17 protein-coding genes are annotated in these 18,096 nt (G+C 47.3%); all 17 read left to right on the top strand.

All coding sequences use genetic code 11. From position 1 onward, the window contains the following. The first annotated feature begins 223 nt into the window (after positions 1 to 223). The 17 genes from MHO32_RS18005 to MHO32_RS17925 all read left to right on the top strand — a co-directional run bounded on the left by MHO32_RS18005 (position 224) and on the right by MHO32_RS17925 (position 18,096). Positions 224 to 2,329 carry a flagellar hook-length control protein FliK gene (locus tag MHO32_RS18005; RefSeq protein ID WP_239213289.1) on the top strand — a complete coding sequence of 702 codons (2,106 nt, stop codon included), beginning with the start codon at positions 224 to 226 and terminating at the stop codon, positions 2,327 to 2,329. Positions 2,330 to 2,368: 39 nt separating this feature from the next. Beyond that, complete coding sequence (gene fliL / locus MHO32_RS18000) at positions 2,369 to 2,869, top strand: flagellar basal body-associated protein FliL (RefSeq protein WP_009696009.1); 501 nt, start codon at positions 2,369 to 2,371, stop codon at positions 2,867 to 2,869. Between the two features lie 7 nt (positions 2,870 to 2,876). Next, positions 2,877 to 3,923: a flagellar motor switch protein FliM gene (gene fliM, locus MHO32_RS17995; protein WP_005448375.1), complete on the top strand. Its 1,047-nt coding sequence runs from the start codon at positions 2,877 to 2,879 to the stop codon at positions 3,921 to 3,923. Positions 3,924 to 4,021: 98 nt separating this feature from the next. After that, entirely contained in the window at positions 4,022 to 4,432 is a 411-nt protein-coding gene (gene fliN, locus MHO32_RS17990) for a flagellar motor switch protein FliN (protein ID WP_005448377.1), read from the top strand. A gap of 1 nt (position 4,433) precedes the next feature. After that, positions 4,434 to 4,847, top strand: a complete 414-nt coding sequence (gene fliO / locus MHO32_RS17985) for a flagellar biosynthetic protein FliO (RefSeq protein WP_005448379.1) — start codon at positions 4,434 to 4,436, stop codon at positions 4,845 to 4,847. After that, positions 4,834 to 5,703 carry a flagellar type III secretion system pore protein FliP gene (gene fliP, locus MHO32_RS17980; RefSeq protein WP_239213287.1) on the top strand — a complete coding sequence of 290 codons (870 nt, stop codon included), beginning with the start codon at positions 4,834 to 4,836 and terminating at the stop codon, positions 5,701 to 5,703. The genes fliO and fliP overlap by 14 nt, the downstream gene beginning before the upstream one ends. Positions 5,704 to 5,730: 27 nt before the next feature. Beyond that, complete coding sequence (gene fliQ / locus MHO32_RS17975) at positions 5,731 to 6,000, top strand: flagellar biosynthesis protein FliQ (protein ID WP_005433008.1); 270 nt, start codon at positions 5,731 to 5,733, stop codon at positions 5,998 to 6,000. 8 nt (positions 6,001 to 6,008) lie between these two features. Next, complete coding sequence (gene fliR, locus MHO32_RS17970) at positions 6,009 to 6,791, top strand: flagellar biosynthetic protein FliR (RefSeq protein ID WP_005448385.1); 783 nt, start codon at positions 6,009 to 6,011, stop codon at positions 6,789 to 6,791. A 9-nt stretch (positions 6,792 to 6,800) separates the two neighbouring features. After that, positions 6,801 to 7,931, top strand: coding sequence for a flagellar biosynthesis protein FlhB (gene flhB / locus MHO32_RS17965; RefSeq protein WP_005448387.1), 1,131 nt, complete (start codon positions 6,801 to 6,803; stop codon positions 7,929 to 7,931). 226 nt (positions 7,932 to 8,157) lie between these two features. After that, positions 8,158 to 10,257 carry a flagellar biosynthesis protein FlhA gene (gene flhA, locus MHO32_RS17960; protein WP_005448388.1) on the top strand — a complete coding sequence of 700 codons (2,100 nt, stop codon included), beginning with the start codon at positions 8,158 to 8,160 and terminating at the stop codon, positions 10,255 to 10,257. Between the two features lie 29 nt (positions 10,258 to 10,286). Further along, on the top strand, positions 10,287 to 11,798 hold the full coding sequence (gene flhF, locus MHO32_RS17955; protein ID WP_005448389.1) for a flagellar biosynthesis protein FlhF: 1,512 nt from the start codon (positions 10,287 to 10,289) through the stop codon (positions 11,796 to 11,798). A 14-nt stretch (positions 11,799 to 11,812) separates the two neighbouring features. Beyond that, positions 11,813 to 12,700 (top strand): MinD/ParA family protein, encoded by an 888-nt coding sequence (locus MHO32_RS17950; RefSeq protein ID WP_009696006.1) that lies wholly within the window; start codon positions 11,813 to 11,815, stop codon positions 12,698 to 12,700. Then, positions 12,693 to 13,427 carry an RNA polymerase sigma factor FliA gene (locus tag MHO32_RS17945; protein ID WP_005448391.1) on the top strand — a complete coding sequence of 245 codons (735 nt, stop codon included), beginning with the start codon at positions 12,693 to 12,695 and terminating at the stop codon, positions 13,425 to 13,427. The genes MHO32_RS17950 and MHO32_RS17945 overlap by 8 nt, the downstream gene beginning before the upstream one ends. A 45-nt stretch (positions 13,428 to 13,472) precedes the next feature. Then, a complete protein-coding gene (gene cheY, locus MHO32_RS17940; RefSeq protein WP_017635949.1) occupies positions 13,473 to 13,841 on the top strand; it encodes a chemotaxis response regulator CheY in 369 nt (122 codons plus the stop codon). A 119-nt stretch (positions 13,842 to 13,960) separates the two neighbouring features. Next, positions 13,961 to 14,701 carry a protein phosphatase CheZ gene (locus MHO32_RS17935; RefSeq protein ID WP_005448392.1) on the top strand — a complete coding sequence of 247 codons (741 nt, stop codon included), beginning with the start codon at positions 13,961 to 13,963 and terminating at the stop codon, positions 14,699 to 14,701. 9 nt (positions 14,702 to 14,710) lie between these two features. After that, on the top strand, positions 14,711 to 16,951 hold the full coding sequence (locus MHO32_RS17930) for a chemotaxis protein CheA (RefSeq protein ID WP_239213285.1): 2,241 nt from the start codon (positions 14,711 to 14,713) through the stop codon (positions 16,949 to 16,951). 29 nt (positions 16,952 to 16,980) lie between these two features. Then, positions 16,981 to 18,096, top strand: a complete 1,116-nt coding sequence (locus MHO32_RS17925) for a protein-glutamate methylesterase/protein-glutamine glutaminase (RefSeq protein ID WP_005448394.1) — start codon at positions 16,981 to 16,983, stop codon at positions 18,094 to 18,096.

Raw genomic sequence — 18,096 nt, 5'->3', positions numbered from 1 at the left:
CCTCAACGACTCCGCAGTCAAATTAATAAAGTCACTAGATTTACGGCAAGTTTGATCTTTGTTCCATCCGTATCCCTTCTTTGCTCCGTCAGAAATTCCACACTATAGGTTGGCGTGATTTTTGCAATTTAACCGATAGTATCGGGTCTCATGACCCAAGTTTGCCGCCAATGAGCAATCCGACAGCGCCATGCTCAGCGCTGCCGATAACGAGAGTTTCTATATGAATGTGAATTTATCCAATGTTTCTGCAACCAGTAAGGTATCGGTTTCCGATTCTTCGAATAAAGTTGCTGCAGAAGACCCTGAAAGCAAAGGTTTTTTTGAAACCTTAGCAGGGGTGTTTACCGATTCACAAAAATCAGAAAAAGCCGTCGCAAAACCTGATGCGTCAGAAGCTTCGGCAGAAACCACAGATGACGCTGCAAAGGTAGCATCGGTAAGCTCAGAAGGTGAGAGCCAAGAAAAAGTCGTGGCAGACGGTGAAAAAACAACATCGTCAGAGTCCACCGATGCGCTGCTGACACATAATCAGTCAACGAAGTCGTCAGAGTGGGCAGATAATGAGCAAGCTGCCAATTCAGAAAAACCTGGCTCGGCAGCAACAGTGGCTGCGGTAAATTCGTCGGTAGACGGGCATGTTGTGAAAAGTGAAGACGGGTCTGAGTCTGTATCGGCTCCGGCTACATCATCAACGACAAGCCAAACTCAAAACGTAAAAGTTGCTGATACAGAACAAGCTCAAAGTGCTCATGTAAAAAACGCGATGGGAGAAGGTGAGCAACTTCTTGGTCGTATAGAACAGGCCAACCAGACTCTTAAACCTACTGAGTCTTCAGTTGATAGCGGCAAAGCCTTGCCACCAGAACTTAATGTTACACAAACAGGGAACGATAAGGCGCAAAGTGTACCACTCACTCCTGAGCAGCAGGCGATTCTTGCTGCTAAGTCTGTCCAGCAAGGGGAAGCAGTTTCTTCGACTGGTAATGAGAAGGTCGTATTCGATGCTAATGGTAAGCCTGTCGTCGTTGCTTCTAAAGACATGACTGAGCAACAAGCCTCAAACCTAGTGCAACAACAAACAAGTGCTCAAGCTCCTGCGCAAATTGATTGGAATTCACCTAGTGCGCAAGCTGCCCATACGGAAGCAACGGTGAATGCAACTACGCAAGCCGCAGTGAATGGTCAAGTCGTTGCGCAAGGCGTGCAACCTCAAACAATGCAAGGCGCTGAAGTATTTGCTGGTGCTGAAGCACTAACCGCTTCGGCTGCACTACAACAAGGCTTATCTGGTGACGCAGAAGCGGTACCTGTTAAACGAATTACGCTTGATGAATTACACATCATCGATACCAAACTGGCACAAGGTAAACCACTTTCAAAACAAGAAATTAATGTGATTGAAGGGTTAAAAACGGGTGAGTTGGTTGCGGATATTCCAGAACAAGATCTTGCTCAGTTTGTCGCCTTGCCAAGTGATGTTAAAGCTGCGATGGTGGAGCATCAGGTGGTCCACACTCCGACTCGTGTTGCAGCATCAGCAGTGGCGGCTCAGCAAGCACATCATATTGTTGCTCAGGACCCTAAACACGCAGCCGCACAAGCCACTGCGCAGCCAGCCGTGGCGACCAATGTTGATAAAGCTGCTATGCCAGAAGCTTTGGTTGCTGCAAGCATGAATCCGACCGCGCACGCAACATCAAGCGCAGAGTTAAGTAAGAAAGTTATGAACGCGAGCCTTGCGGCCGGTGCGCTAAAAGGAGCAAGCAGTAAACAAGATAAGCCAGAACCACAACATGGACTGGCGGGGCAACTTCAAGCAGCAGCAGGTCAACAAGGTGTGACGGCTCAGCAACAAGCGCGAGTGGATGCCGCTCAACAAGCCCAACTGCCTTTGCAGCTTACCAAAGAGCTCGCTAATGACCAGGTGGCAGAAAAAGTACAAATGATGATGTCGAAGAACTTGAAAAACCTCGATATTCGTCTTGACCCTCCTGAGTTAGGGCGCATGCAAATTCGCATGACAATGAACAACGATCTCGCTAACGTGCATTTTACAGTGGCGAATCCACAGGCACGTGATTTGATCGAACAGACAATGCCACGCCTTCGAGAGATGCTGGCACAACAAGGTATGCAGTTGGCGGATTCTTCTGTACAGCAGCAGAGCAGTGGACAGCAGCAAAGTGGTTACGCAAATGCTGAACAGAATGGTCAAGGCGGGCAAGGTCGTGGATTTTCTGGTCAGTCAGATGAAAACTTTGATGCCGACACGAATCTTGATTTGAATGTCGTTTCAAAGCGTGATGGAATTAGTTTTTACGCATAAAATAGCGGTCTAGAAAAAGCAGAACAATAAGAGACAGTAATGGCAGAAGAACAGTTACAAGGTGCGGATGCGCCTAAAGGAAAAAGTAAATTACTGATCATCATTATCGCAGTGGTGGTTTTGCTGGTTGGTGGTGGTGCCGCCGCTTTCTTCTTAATGGGCTCTGATGAGCCAGCGCAAGCGGAGCAGACCGAGCAAGCACAAGCGCAAACAGCGGCTGAGCCGATCGCTTATGTGAATATCGCGCAACCCTTTATTTTTAACGTGACGGGCGACCGTCGTGACAGACTGGTACAAATCAAAGCGCAATTGATGGTGCGTGGCAGTGAAAATGAGCAATTAGCTCGTTACCACTCTCCGTTGATTGAGAGTTCATTGTTGTCAACTTTTGCATCGGCAACCGTTGAGCAGCTTCGTTCCCCTACGGGACGTGTTGAGCTGCGTGACCGCGCTTCTGACGATATCAAAGCTGCACTCAATGCTGCTGTTGGTAAGCCAGTGATTGAAAAAGTACTGTTTACAGATTTTGTGATTCAATAGGTAAAACGTGACCGATCTATTAAGCCAAGACGAGATTGATGCGCTTCTGCATGGGGTTGACGATGTCGATGACGTTGATGAACCCATAGATAACGACACCGAAGGTGCCGTCAATTTCGATTTCTCGTCTCAAGACAGGATTGTACGTGGTCGAATGCCGACGCTCGAACTTATCAACGAGCGTTTTGCACGACACATGCGTATCAGCCTGTTTAACATGTTACGTAAAACCGCTGAGGTCTCGATTAACGGCGTACAGATGATGAAGTTTGGTGAATACCAAAATACTCTGTACGTTCCAACCAGTTTGAACATGGTGCGTTTCCGTCCACTAAAAGGTACGGCATTGATCACCATGGAAGCGCGTTTAGTCTTCATCTTGGTAGAAAACTTCTTTGGCGGTGATGGTCGCTTCCACGCCAAAATTGAAGGTCGTGAATTTACCCCAACTGAACGTCGCATCATCCAGCTTCTATTGAAGATTGTTTTCGAAGACTACAAAGAAGCATGGTCACCGGTCATGGGGGTGGAATTTGAATACCTTGATTCAGAAGTAAACCCAAGCATGGCGAACATTGTCAGCCCAACTGAAGTGATTGTCGTAAGCTCATTCCATATTGAAGTGGATGGCGGCGGTGGTGACTTCCATGTGGTGATGCCGTACTCAATGGTTGAGCCTATTCGAGAATTGCTCGATGCTGGTGTTCAATCTGACAAGATGGAAACCGACGTTCGTTGGAGCTCTGCACTGCGTGAAGAGATCATGGATTGTCCGGTTAACTTCCGCGTCAATCTGCTTGAGAAAGACATCTCCCTACGTGACTTGATGGAGTTGCAACCGGGTGATGTGATCCCGATTGAAATGCCAGAACATGCGACCATGTTCATCGAAGATTTACCGACTTACCGCGTGAAGATGGGACGCTCTGACGACAAGCTTGCGGTGCAAGTTTCTGAAGAAATTGAACGCCCACACGTAGTGAAAACCGATTTAGCCTTCTTAGGTAAAGACATTATGTCTGAGCTTGAGAATGACGACGATACAGACGATTAAGAAATCCTTACTCCCTAAGTCGCAACAGCTGCTAGTACTCACAACAGGGACAAAGCAAGCTCACAGTGCGCAAGTAAGGTTTAACACAGGACAGAAAAATGGAACCGAGTGACGATCAAAAGCTAGCAGACGAATGGGCAGCCGCTCTTGGCGAGGACCCGTCTGCGCCTTCAATTGATGTTGATGAAGTATTGGCAGCGCCACTGGAAGAGTTGAAAGACACCTCTAGCCCAATCTCTGATGATGAGCGTCGTAAACTCGACACCATCATGGATATCCCCGTGACTATTTCGATGGAAGTTGGTCGTTCGCAGATCAGCATCCGTAACCTATTGCAATTGAACCAAGGTTCGGTTGTGGAGTTGGACCGATTGGCTGGTGAGTCGCTCGATGTATTGGTTAACGGTACTTTGATTGCTCACGGTGAAGTCGTGGTCGTCAACGATAAGTTTGGTATTCGTCTTACTGACGTGATCAGCCAAACTGAACGCATTAAAAAGCTACGCTAATATGAGTAGTTCAATCAAAACTCGATTGAAGCAAATCACGGGAGCACTTGGCTTAATGCTAAGTGCTCCTTATGCATTTGCTGCCGCGCCAAGCAACTTAGATTTGGCGACGACACTGGGCTCTTTGGTGCTGGTTATTGGTGTGATTCTTCTGCTCGCTTGGATGCTAAAACGCATGCAAGTACCAGCATTGGGTCAACAAAAAGGGCTGCGTATTATTAGCCAGTTACCGGTTGGTACTAAAGAACGAATTGCGGTTGTTCAAGTAGGGGAAGAGCAGTTCTTGGTTGGTATTACTAGCCAATCCATTCAAACGCTTGCCAAACTTGAAACGCCACTGAAAGAGGAAGAGTTGGCCACCGGCGCTTTTGCTAGCCAGTTCAGCCAGCTAATAAAAAAACATGACAAAGGATAATTCAATCCGCCTGATGTTCAGCGTGTTTGTGCTGATGGTCGGAATGCTGTTTTCTTCACTTTCGTTTGCTCAGGCAGAAGAGTCGCCGTTGCCAGCTAACCTCTCTCAAGGTGACAGCGTGACCGTGAAAGCGATGGAAAGTGAATCAGGCTCAAGTCGCACTATGTCGGTGACCAATGGGGGCGGTATTCCTGCTTTCACTATGACCACCAACGCCGATGGCAGCGAAGATTACTCGGTTACCTTACAAATCCTTGCGTTGATGACGATGCTTGGCTTCTTGCCAGCGCTGGTGATCTTGATGACCTCGTTCACTCGCATTGTGGTCGTGATGTCGATCTTACGGCAAGCCATGGGTTTACAACAGACGCCTTCCAACCAAGTCATCATCGGTATTGCGCTCTTTCTTACCTTTTTTGTCATGTCACCGGTGTTAAATGAGATCAACGATAAAGCGGTTCAGCCTTATTTGAATGAACAAGTGACAGCGCGTGAAGCCTTTGATGCGGCTCAAGTGCCGATGAAAGCGTTCATGCTCAAGCAGACTCGAATCAAAGATTTGGAAACTTTCGTCAATATGTCTGGCGAAGAGGTGACAAACCCAGAAGATGTATCGATGGCGGTGTTGATTCCTGCTTTCATTACTTCTGAGCTTAAGACCGCTTTCCAAATTGGTTTCATGTTGTTCTTACCATTCTTGATCATCGACCTTGTTGTTGCGTCGGTGTTGATGGCAATGGGTATGATGATGCTATCACCAATGATCGTATCGCTACCATTTAAGCTGATGCTGTTTGTTCTGGTGGATGGGTGGAACCTGATATTGTCGACACTCGCCGGCAGTTTTGCCCTTTAGATTGGCGCAGAGAGAAGAGGGTAAGACATGACTCCTGAAATGTTTGTCGAGCTTTTCCGTGATGCACTTTGGATGGTGCTGATCATGGTCTGTGCCATTATTATCCCAAGCTTGCTTATCGGTCTTGTTGTCGCGATTTTCCAAGCGGCAACCTCTATCAACGAACAAACGTTGAGTTTCTTACCTCGTTTGATTGTGACTTTATTGGCGTTGATGTTATTTGGTCACTGGATGACGCAGATGTTGATGGAATATTTCTTCGGTCTGATTGAACGTCTTCCACAGGTGCTCTACTAGAGGCGCATATGGAGTATCCTACCGATATAGTCCTCGACTGGATCGCGAATTACTTCTGGCCCTACACACGTATCTCTGCCATGTTGATGGTGATGACGGTGACAGGGGCACGTTTTGTCTCGCCTCGAATTCGACTCTACCTCGGTTTAGCGATCACTTTTGCCGTTGCTCCGGCGATTCCAGCTGTGCCGCAGGATATTGAGCTGCTCTCTTTTCGTGGTTTCATGACCATTGCGGAACAAATCATAATTGGTGTTGCGATGGGCATGGTGACCCAGTTTATGATTCAAACCTTTGTTCTACTTGGTCAGATCTTGGGTATGCAATCGAGCTTGGGTTTTGCGTCCATGGTCGACCCAGCGAACGGCCAAAACACCCCTTTGCTTGGTCAGCTGTTCATGTTTTTAGCGACCATGTTCTTCCTTGCTACCGATGGGCATTTGAAAATGCTGCAATTGGTGGTGTTCAGTTTTAAAACCTTGCCGATAGGTTCTGGCTCGCTTAATGCGGTGGATTTTCGCGAAATGGCGGGCTGGCTTGGCATCATGTTTAAGACCGCTTTGAGTATGTCGTTGTCCGGCATTATCGCGCTGCTTACGATTAACTTATCATTTGGTGTAATGACCCGTGCCGCGCCTCAGTTGAATATCTTCTCGCTTGGTTTTGCGTTTGCCTTGATGGTCGGTTTATTGCTTTGTTGGTACATTTTGGCGGGTTTGTACAGTCATTATGAATTGTTCTGGGCAGTGGGTGAGGAGCAGATTTGTAACCTCATTCGCTTAGATTGCTAGGAGGCTGGATTGGCAGAGTCAGACGGTCAAGAACGCACCGAAGAAGCCACGCCCCGACGGTTACAACAAGCTAGAGAAAAGGGGCAGGTTGCTCGGTCTAAAGAGCTCGCATCAGCATCGGTATTGATTGTTGGTGCTATCGCCTTAATGTGGTTTGGCGAGTCTTTGGCACGCTCGTTGTTTTCCATTATGAGCCGCTTATTTGATCTCAAACGCGATGAGATTTTCGATACGGCTAAGTTGTTCGACATTGCATTTGGTGCGATGGGCGATCTGCTGTTTCCGCTTTTTCTTATCCTCATTACCTTGTTTATTGCTGCAATGATTGGCGCGGCTGGTGTGGGGGGCATTAGCTTTTCTGCTGAAGCGGCGATGCCAAAACTCTCCAAAATGAACCCGCTTAGCGGCTTAAAGCGTATGGTGGGCATGCAGAGTTGGGTAGAGCTTATCAAGTCCATCTTAAAAGTCGCACTTGTGACGGGAATGGCGATATACCTCATCCAAGCCTCACAAGCGGATTTGATTCAACTTAGTATGGACGTGTATCCGCAGAACATATTCCATGCGCTGGATATCTTGCTTAACTTTATTTTACTGATCAGTTGCTCGTTGCTTATCGTTGTTGCGATCGATATTCCGTTTCAGATTTGGCAGCACGCCGATCAACTAAAAATGACTAAGCAAGAAGTCAAAGACGAATACAAAGAGACCGAAGGTAAACCGGAGGTCAAAGGTCGTATTCGTATGCTGCAACGAGAAGCGGCTCAGCGTCGAATGATGGCTGATGTCCCTCAGGCGGACGTTATCATTACCAACCCGGAGCACTTTTCCGTCGCACTGCGTTATAAACAGAAAACCGACCGTGCGCCTGTAGTGATCGCCAAAGGTACCGACCATATGGCGATGAAGATTCGAGAAGTGGCGCGCGAACATGACATTACTATTGTTCCTGCTCCACCTTTGGCGCGTGCGCTTTACCACACCACAGAGTTGGAACAAGAAATCCCAGATGGACTGTTTACTGCCGTAGCACAAGTGCTCGCGTTTGTGTTCCAACTTAAGCAGTATCGCAAACGTGGCGGTCAACGACCTAAGATTCAAGATTATGACCTGCCTATCCCTCCTGAACATCGCCACTAATGAAAATAATTGCATTGATGGATTAGACAAAAATTCACATTAGATCAAAGGATTGTAATTTCTTTGAGCAACTAGTCATTATTTTGGCGTTAATCATGGTACACACATTGCTTATATCGCCCTAATCAACAACAATACCTAAACTTTTAGGCGAAAGCTGTCGCGTAATACTAATAGTATGTTTGTACTAACGTGATGCTCCAGACCGATTGAGACACCTCGCAGTATGAAGTTAAGCCTGCCTTTTGCAGATAAATTACCACGAATTCCACAGCGCTCCATGCCTGCCATTGGTGCGCCTGTTATGGTATTGGCCACCCTTGCAATGGTGGTACTACCCATACCAGCGTTTCTGTTGGATTTGTTCTTCACTTTTAACATCGCCTTAGCCATGGTGGTGTTGTTAGTGACCGTTTACACACGTCGTCCACTCGACTTTGCGGCTTTCCCAACGGTGCTGCTTATTGCAACCTTATTACGTCTGGCGTTGAACGTTGCATCTACTCGTGTGGTACTGCTTTATGGTCATGAAGGGGGTAACGCTGCGGGTAACGTTATCGAAGCGTTTGGTAACGTAGTTATCGGTGGTAACTACGCCGTCGGTCTTGTGGTCTTCCTCATCTTGATGATCATTAACTTTATGGTTGTTACCAAAGGTGCTGGTCGTATTTCTGAGGTAAGTGCTCGCTTTACCTTGGATGCCTTACCGGGTAAGCAGATGGCGATCGACGCGGACTTGAACGCTGGTTTGATTGACCAAGACCAAGCGCGTTTACGCCGTTTTGAAGTTACCAAAGAAGCCGATTTTTACGGTTCAATGGATGGTGCGTCAAAATTCGTAAAAGGTGATGCGATTGCAGGTATCTTAATCCTGTTTATCAACATCATTGGCGGTCTGTCGATTGGTATGGCGCAATACGGTTTGGGCTTCTCTGAAGCGATGCAAATCTACACCTTGCTGACCATTGGTGACGGCTTGGTAGCGCAAATTCCATCGCTATTACTTTCTATCGCAGCGGCGATGATGGTAACGCGTCAAAATACCGATGAAGATATGGGTGAGCAGCTGATTTTTCAGATGTTCGACAACCCAAAAGCATTGATGATTACTGCTGCTATCCTTGGCGTGATGGGTATCGTTCCGGGCATGCCGCACTTCTCGTTCTTGTCACTGGCGGCAATCGCGGGTGGTGGTGCCTATTGGCTGGACAAAAAACAGAAACAAAAAGCCAAAGAGCCAGCATTACCAGCGAAAGCTGAAGATGGCAGTGAGCCGATCTCTCAACGTGAACTGTCTTGGGATGATGTGCAACCCGTCGACATCATCGGTCTAGAAGTCGGGTACCGTTTGATTCCTTTGGTTGACCGTGACCAAGGCGGAGAGTTGCTAGAACGTGTAAAAGGGGTACGTAAGAAGCTTTCGCAAGATTTTGGTTTCTTGATCCCTGCGGTTCATATTCGTGACAACCTTGAGCTGACACCTAATAGCTATCGTATCACGCTAATGGGAGTTGCCGTTGGTGAGGCAGAAATTCGCCCAGACCAAGAGCTGGCGATTAACCCTGGACAGGTTTACGGCATGATCGAAGGTGAGCCAACCATGGACCCGGCATTTGGTCTGGAAGCGGTTTGGATTCGTGAAGAGCAGCGTGAACATGCTCAAGCGTTAGGTTACACGGTGGTTGACTCTTCAACCGTGCTAGCGACGCATTTAAGCCAATTGCTTACCAATAACGCGTCGCAATTGATTGGTCACGAAGAAGTACAGAACCTATTGGAAATGCTAGGGCGCAGTGCACCTAAGTTGGTTGAGAATTTTGTCCCAGACCAACTTCAGCTTGGTGTGGTAGTGAAAGTACTGCAAAACTTACTTAACGAAGCCATTCCGATTCGTGATATTCGAACCATTGTGCAAACCTTGGCGGAGTACTCAAGCAAGAGTCAAGAACCTGACATTTTGACTGCTGCCGTTCGTATCAGTTTGAAACGTCTAATTGTTCAGGAAATCAATGGTATAGAGCCAGAGTTACCAGTGATAACGCTTATACCTGAACTGGAACAAATATTGCATCAAACAATGCAGGCATCAGGTGGCGAATCTGCCGGTATCGAACCGGGATTGGCAGAGCGACTTCAGTCCTCTCTGAGCCAAGCGACACAAGAGCAAGAACTGAAAGGGGAACCTGCGGTTCTGCTGACATCTGGTGTATTGCGTTCAACACTGGCTAAGTTCGTTAAGAACACAATACCTAACCTCCGCGTACTGTCTTACCAAGAAATACCGGACGAGAAACAGATCAGAATTGTGCAAGCGGTGGGCAACTAAGCCCTTCGCATCATTAATGGATTCATAGTTTGAAAATTAAACGATTTTTTGCCAAAGACATGCGAACTGCGTTGCTCCAAGTGAAAGAAGAACTTGGCGCAGAAGCGGTGATCATGTCGAACAAGAAAGTGGCGGGCGGTGTAGAGATCGTTGCAGCGATTGACGGTGAGTCTAACGCAGCACCAACTTCACAAGCGCAATCGCTTCCTAACCGTGGCGCAGCTCAATCAAATCGTTATAGCGAACAACGTCAAATGCCGTCATCTGCTTCAGAGCGTTTCCAAGATCGCCGTTTAGATGATGACAGAATTAGCCTAAACGCGAACAAAGATAAATCAGGCTCAATGACGCAACGTTTCGCGAACATGCTCAAGCAATACAGCAGCGGTGCAGCCGAGTCAGATGACCATGTCGCAGAGAATGAAGATTCTTTGTCCGCATTGCTGCAGCGCCAAAATAAGCACCGTGAAAGCTATAACCAAGAGAAACCTGCGCCTTACCAACCAGACTCGCCACTGGCGAAACTGATTGCGCAAGACAACCGATTTGACCGCCCAACTCCTAAGTTGGATCCAACGCGCTATGACCGTCGCCGTCCATCGGATGAACGCGATGACTCTGCCGATGAGCTAGAGAACATGCGTGAAGAGATGACGTCGATTCGTCGTTTGTTGGAACATCAAGTGTCGGGTTTGATGTGGCAAGAGGTAGAACGCCGCGAGCCATTAAGAGCAATGCTGATTAAGCGTTTGGAGCGTATGGGTGTTTCACCTGAACTTGCCGACCAAATGGCTTGCTACATTCCAGAAGATACGAAACCAGCGCGAGCGTGGAAAGCACTGCTGTCTCTTGTGGCGGATCAGATCAACATTCCGAAACAAGACATTCTGAAGCGTGGCGGTGTCGTCGCATTACTTGGTCCAACTGGAGTGGGTAAAACGACTACGGTGGCTAAGTTAGCGGCACGTGCGGCAATGGAGTTTGGTGCCGATAATGTTGCCCTTGTGACAACGGACACATATCGTATAGGTGCACATGAGCAGCTCTCAATTTATGGAAGAATTATGGGTTGTCCTGTAAGAGTTGCTAAAGATTCTAACGAGTTAGCCGATGTTATATATCAGCTACGAAACAGAAGACTGATTTTGGTCGATACGGCAGGGATGGGGCAACGAGACGTAAGACTCTCTGAGCAGCTCGATACCTTAATGCAAGAAAGCGGAGAAGTGATTCACAGCTACCTTGTTTTGCCAGCTACTGCACAACGTCGAGTTCTGCAGGAAACTCTGGATCACTTCCGACGCATTCCGCTGTCGGGTTGTATTTTGACTAAGCTTGACGAGTCGTTAAGTCTAGGCGAATTCATCAGCGTGGTGATTCAGAACGCGATGCCAGTGGCATACATTGCCAACGGTCAGCGCGTACCAGAAGACATTGTGATAGCACAACCAAAATACATGATTGCGAAAGCAAATGAACTGTTAGAGAAGTCGACAGAGAACGAACCTCACTTTTGGAATAGTGATAACGAAGGACTCTAGCGCGGCGGACTACTATGACTGAGAATATGATACACGATCAAGCAAGCGGCCTCCGTCGCTTAACACAACCATCATTGACTAAAGTAATCGCTGTTACTGGCGGCAAAGGTGGTGTGGGTAAATCAAACGTAACACTGGGTCTGGCGATCTGCATGGCACGCCAAGGCAAAAAAGTGATGGTTCTCGACGCAGATTTAGGTCTAGCTAATGTGGACGTTATGCTCGGAATTCGTTCAAAACGTAACCTAGGGCATGTCCTTGCGGGTGAATGTGAGCTAAAAGATGCGATTGTTGAAGGCCCTTATGGTATAAAGATAGTCCCTGCAACTTCTGGCACACAAAGCATGACTGAGCTGTCTCACGCTCAACATGCTGGACTCATCCGTGCATTTGGTAGTCTTGAAGAGGAAATGGACGTACTGTTGATTGATACAGCTGCGGGCATTTCTGACATGGTGATTAGCTTTTCACGAGCAGCTCAAGATGTTGTGGTTGTGGTTTGCGATGAGCCAACTTCAATCACTGATGCATATGCATTAATCAAGCTGTTGAGTAAAGAACACCAGGTTCAGCGCTTCAAAGTTGTTGCAAATATGGTCAGAAGCTACCGTGAAGGCAGAGAATTATTCGCAAAGTTGACTCTAGTCACAGAGCGCTTCTTGAATGTCAGCCTTGAACTCGTAGCATGTATTCCATTGGATGACAAAGTACGTCAAGCCGTGAAAAGACAGAAGATCGTTGTGGACGCATTCCCACGTTCTCCTGCGGCTTTAGCGATCAGCTCATTAGCGAACAAAGCACTAACGTGGCCACTACCTAAAACACCAAGTGGACACCTAGAGTTTTTTGTGGAAAGGTTGCTAAATCGTACTGAATTCGCAGAGGACCCTTTTGGTGAATAAAGCGATTACCTATAACCAACATGGCAAATTTAATAGCCAGCAGGCGTTCATTGAACGTTACTCGGTGTTGGTTAAGCGTATTGCTCACCACCTGTTAGGCCGTTTACCGCCGAGTGTTCAGGTAGAGGATTTAATTCAGGCCGGCATGATCGGTCTTATCGAAGCTCAGCAGAATTATGATGGTTCTAAAGGTGCGAGCTTTGAAACTTATGCGGGTATCCGTATTCGCGGTGCAATGTTAGATGACATTCGCAAAGGCGACTGGGTACCTCGTTCTGTTCATAAGAACAATCGCGAAATTAACCAAGCGATCGCAGAGCTGGAAGGTGTACTAAATCGCGACCCATCTGATGCTGAAGTAGCAGCGCATCTTGGTATGACACTAGACCAATATCATAGTGCTCTTACCGATATAAACTGTTCAAAATTAGTGGGAATTGAAGATTTAGGCGTCTCTGATGATGTGATTTCACCGGCTGATGAGACCGATGACAGCAATCCGTTTAAGGGCGTAGCTGATGAATCGTTCAGAAAAGCACTGGTTGAATCAATAAAACAGCTTCCAGAGCGTGAAGCTTTAGTACTTTCGCTTTATTATGACGAAGAACTCAATTTGAAAGAGATTGGCGATGTGTTGGGTGTGAGCGAATCTCGCGTAAGCCAAATACTGAGTCAAGCGATGCAACGTTTACGCACCAAGCTCAGTGCGTGGACACAAAATGACTAAACACACTGATTTTACGATTCAGTGGAGGCAATTTTGAATAAAAACATGAAGATCCTTATTGTTGATGATTTCTCAACAATGCGCCGTATTGTTAAAAACCTGCTTCGTGACTTGGGTTTCAATAACACTCAAGAAGCGGACGATGGTTTAACTGCATTACCTATGCTGAAAAAAGGTGACTTCGACTTTGTTGTAACCGACTGGAACATGCCAGGTATGCAAGGCATCGACTTGCTGAAACACATCCGTGCTGATGCTGAACTGAAGCACTTGCCTGTGCTAATGATCACAGCGGAAGCAAAGCGTGAGCAGATCATCGAAGCAGCGCAAGCAGGCGTTAACGGCTACATCGTTAAGCCATTTACAGCTGCAACGCTTAAAGAAAAATTAGATAAAATTTTCGAACGTTTATAACTCTCTCTTTCTCTTTGTTAATCGAGTCATCACTTCTAATACCTACTACTAAAGGGTGGCTCGCTTGACGTTTAAAAAGCGATAAGAAAGAACTAAACGTAAAAAAGGGTCTATTCAGGATGATCTCACTAGAGCAGGCGAAGTCGCTCGTTCAGATGCTAGAAAACGGGGAACAGGACCAAGCCAATGAGCTTGTTGCCTCGATATATGAAAGCGATGGGAATCCGATGCTAAAAGAAATCGGAACATTAACCCGCGACCTTCATGATTCACTTAAGCACTTCAACATCGATCAACGCATGACAGAAATTGCGAAAGCAGAAATCCCGGACGCAAGGGACCGTCTGCAATACGTGATTGATAAAACTGAGTTGGCAGCGAATAAAACGATGGATGCGGTTGATTGCTGCTTACCTATCGCCGACAACCTGCATGAGTGCCTTCAACAAGTTCGCCCTCAGTGGAACGAACTCATGCACGGACGCATCGAATTAAGCGATTTCAAAGCACTTTGCCACCGTATCGATGGGCTGTTAGTTCAAGTCGAAGGTGATAGCACTGAATTGCGTGGTCAGTTGACCGAAATTCTTATGGCACAAGACTTCCAAGATTTAACGGGTCAAATCATTCGCCGCGTGATCACGCTTGTCAATGAAGTGGAAGATCGCCTGGTTGAGATCTTGACCGTGTTTTCTGGAAATAAACCAGAAGAACAGACTCAAGTTTTGCCAGAACCGTCAGATAAAAAGATTAAACAATCAAGCGAAGCAGAAGGCCCGATTCTTCACCCTGAACTCAGGGAAGATGCGGTTTCATCGCAGGACGAAGTCGACGACTTGTTGTCCAGTCTTGGATTTTAAAGGTAACGTATGAGCTACGATTTAGACGAAGATATTCTTCAGGACTTTCTAATTGAGGCTGGGGAAATTCTTGAGCTGCTGTCTGAGCAGTTGGTTGAACTGGAAAATAATCCAGAAGACAAAGATCTCCTAAACGCGATTTTCCGCGGCTTTCACACTGTAAAAGGTGGTGCAGGCTTCCTATCATTGGCAGAGCTGGTTGACACTTGTCACGGTGCTGAGAACGTGTTCGACGTATTGCGAAACGGTCAGCGTTCAGTCACGCCAAGTTTGATGGACACCATGCTAAAAGCGCTTGATACGGTTAACCATCAGTTCCAAGCGGTTCAAGACCGTGAACCACTGGATGCAGCCGACCCTGCACTGTTGGAAGAACTTCATCGTTTATGCAAACCTGAGTCTGAAGACGAAGTCGTTGCGGCGGTTGAAGTGCCAGTTGCTGAGCCAGAACCAGTTATTCCAGAGCCAGTTATCGAACAACCAGCAGCGTCAGTAGAAGCAGCACCTTCTAGCGTGGGTTCTGTTGATGAAATCACTCAAGACGAGTTTGAGAAACTGCTGGATGAGTTACACGGTAAAGGTTCTGCTCCGGGTGCATCTGCGCCAGCAGCACCAGTGGCTCCAACGCCAGTAAGTGCACCTTCATTAGACAGTGGTGATATCACTGATGATGAATTTGAACGTCTTCTTGACGAGCTGCATGGCGTAGGTAAGAGCCCATCGGCATCAGAAGTGGCACCAGTAGAAACGCCTAAAGCGCCAGAGCCTGCTGCTCCTACTGCGTCAGCATCAACTGACGGCGATCTGATGACCGATGAAGAGTTTGAAAAACTTCTCGACGAATTACATGGTTCGGGTAAAGGTCCATCTATCGAAGAGTTAGATTTTGCGACTAAACCAGCATCAGAAAATATTACGCCTGAAGCGCCAAAAGCAGCTCCAGCACCTCAGCCTGCTCCAGTAGCGGCTGCGCCTTCTCCAGCGCCAGCTCCGGCACCTAAGCCAGAAGCAAAACCGGTTGCAGTAAAAGAAGAAGCAAAAGCAGCAGCGCCTGCGGTTAAGAAACCACAAGCAGAAGCCACAGTGCGTGTTGATACTTCAACTCTAGACACCATCATGAACATGGTGGGTGAGCTTGTATTGGTGCGTAACCGTCTACTAAGTCTTGGTTTAAATAGCAACGACGAAGAAATGTCGAAAGCAGTAGCAAACCTAGATGTTGTTACCGCAGACCTTCAAGGTGCGGTAATGAAAACGCGTATGCAGCCAATCAAGAAAGTGTTTGGTCGCTTCCCACGCGTTGTTCGTGACTTGGCGCGTAACCTAAATAAAGACATCGTGCTTGAAATGCGCGGTGAAGAAACCGATCTTGATAAAAACCTAGTAGAAGCACTTGCAGATCCATTGATCCACTTGGTGCGTAACTCGGTTGACCATGGTATCGAAATGCCAGACGACCGCGCGAAAGCGGGTAAATCTCGTACTGGTAAAGTGATTCTGTCTGCATCGCAAGAAGGTGACCATATTGAACTGGCTATCGTTGACGATGGCGGCGGTATGGATCCCAATAAACTCCGTGGTATCGCAGTAAAACGCGGCATGATGGATGAAGACGCAGCAGCACGCTTGTCGGATAAAGAGTGTTTCAACCTCATTTTTGCACCAGGCTTCTCGAGCAAAGAGAAGATTTCTGATATCTCTGGTCGTGGTGTAGGTATGGACGTGGTTAAGACGGCGATCAACACCTTGAACGGTTCTATCGATATCGATTCAGAATTAGGTAAAGGCACTAAGATCACCATCAAAGTACCACTGACGCTTGCGATCCTACCAACACTAATGGTTGGTGTTGGCGGTCATCCGTTCGCACTGCCTCTTGCATCGGTTAATGAAATCTTCCACTTAGATCTTAGCCGTACCAACGTTGTTGATGGTCAACTAACCATTATCGTACGTGATAAGTCTATCCCACTGTTCTACCTACAAAACTGGTTAGCTTCTAAGTCGCCACGTGTAGAAGAGCGCATTGGTCATGGTCATGTTGTTATCGTTCAAATTGGTAGCCAACGTGTCGGCTTTGTGGTGGATACATTGATTGGTCAAGAAGAAGTGGTTATCAAACCACTGGATAACCTATTGCAAGGCACGCCAGGTATGGCAGGTGCAACGATTACCAGTGACGGTCACATCGCATTGATTCTTGATGTGCCAGATCTACTTAAGCAATACGCTGCAGCTTCGCGCATTTAAGCGAAGCTGGAGTTTAAAAAAGGAATAAGATGGCGATTAAAGTACTAGTCGTTGATGATTCGAGTTTTTTCCGTCGTCGCGTTAGCGAAATCATCAACTCAGAATCGCGCCTAGAAGTGATAGACGTTGCGGTTAATGGCAGAGAGGCGGTTGAGAAAGCCAAAACTCTAAAACCTGACGTCATCACTATGGATATTGAAATGCCAGTCATGGACGGTATTACTGCCGTGCGTGAAATTATGGCTACGTCTCCTACGCCAATCCTAATGTTTTCGTCCCTGACTCATGATGGGGCGAAGGCTACGCTTGACGCACTAGACGCTGGTGCATTGGACTTCTTACCGAAGAAATTTGAAGATATTGCTCGTAACCGTGATGAAGCGGTATCGCTACTCCAACAACGTGTCATTCAAATTGCTTCTAAGCGCGCATTTATGCGTCGCCCAATGGCGAAACCTGCTGCGACTGCACCGAGCTCAACAACTCGTCCATTAGCATCACGCAATACTGCGCCTGCCGCAGCAACTGCAAGTCGCCCTGTGGCAGCAAAATACCGCGCTTCAGGTAAGAAATATCAGTTAACAGCTATCGGTACTTCCACTGGTGGTCCTGTTGCTCTGCAAAAAATTCTGACTCGTTTACCCGTAAACTATCCGCACCCAATCGTGTTGATCCAACATATGCCAGCTACTTTTACTGCTGCTTTTGCAAGTCGTTTAAATACGCTTTGTAAGATCCAAGTAAAAGAAGCTCAAGATGGTGATGTATTGCAAGCTGGCGTTGCCTATTTGGCGCCAGGCGGTAAGCAAATGATGATCGACGGTCGTGCAGGTGCTGCTCGTCTGCGCATTATCGATGGCGGCGACCGCATGAACTACAAACCTTGTGTGGATGTTACGTTTGGCTCTGCTGCAAAAGTATACGGTGACAAAGTATTGTCGATGGTACTGACAGGTATGGGGGCTGACGGTCGTGAAGGCGCACGCATGTTGAAATCAGCAGGCTCAACAATTTGGGCTCAAGATGAAGACAGTTGTGTGGTTTACGGTATGCCACAAGCGGTTGCGAAAGCGGGCATCTCTACAGAAGATTTACCTCTCGACCGCATTGCGGAACGCATGTTGGTAGAAGTGGGCTTAGCGTAG

Origin of the sequence: Vibrio sp. MMH1-50, from assembly GCF_022347645.1 — a bacterium.
In the GTDB taxonomy this organism is placed as follows: Bacteria; Pseudomonadota; Gammaproteobacteria; order Enterobacterales; family Vibrionaceae; genus Vibrio; species Vibrio harveyi.
The sequence above is the reverse complement of the archived record's forward strand: the minus strand, read 5'-3'. Positions and strand labels throughout refer to the sequence as shown.

Excerpts from the sequence above, each read along its gene's own strand:
- MHO32_RS18005 (WP_239213289.1), top strand. The coding sequence starts at position 224 with ATGAATGTGAATTTATCCAATGTTTCTGCAACCAGTAAGGTATCGGTT.
- fliL (WP_009696009.1), top strand. The coding sequence starts at position 2,369 with ATGGCAGAAGAACAGTTACAAGGTGCGGATGCGCCTAAAGGAAAAAGT.
- fliN (WP_005448377.1), top strand. The coding sequence starts at position 4,022 with ATGGAACCGAGTGACGATCAAAAGCTAGCAGACGAATGGGCAGCCGCT.
- fliO (WP_005448379.1), top strand. The coding sequence starts at position 4,434 with ATGAGTAGTTCAATCAAAACTCGATTGAAGCAAATCACGGGAGCACTT.
- fliP (WP_239213287.1), top strand. The coding sequence starts at position 4,834 with ATGACAAAGGATAATTCAATCCGCCTGATGTTCAGCGTGTTTGTGCTG.
- fliQ (WP_005433008.1), top strand. The coding sequence starts at position 5,731 with ATGACTCCTGAAATGTTTGTCGAGCTTTTCCGTGATGCACTTTGGATG.
- fliR (WP_005448385.1), top strand. The coding sequence starts at position 6,009 with ATGGAGTATCCTACCGATATAGTCCTCGACTGGATCGCGAATTACTTC.
- flhA (WP_005448388.1), top strand. The coding sequence starts at position 8,158 with ATGAAGTTAAGCCTGCCTTTTGCAGATAAATTACCACGAATTCCACAG.
- MHO32_RS17950 (WP_009696006.1), top strand. The coding sequence starts at position 11,813 with ATGACTGAGAATATGATACACGATCAAGCAAGCGGCCTCCGTCGCTTA.
- cheY (WP_017635949.1), top strand. The coding sequence starts at position 13,473 with ATGAAGATCCTTATTGTTGATGATTTCTCAACAATGCGCCGTATTGTT.
- MHO32_RS17935 (WP_005448392.1), top strand. The coding sequence starts at position 13,961 with ATGATCTCACTAGAGCAGGCGAAGTCGCTCGTTCAGATGCTAGAAAAC.
- MHO32_RS17930 (WP_239213285.1), top strand. The coding sequence starts at position 14,711 with ATGAGCTACGATTTAGACGAAGATATTCTTCAGGACTTTCTAATTGAG.
- MHO32_RS17925 (WP_005448394.1), top strand. The coding sequence starts at position 16,981 with ATGGCGATTAAAGTACTAGTCGTTGATGATTCGAGTTTTTTCCGTCGT.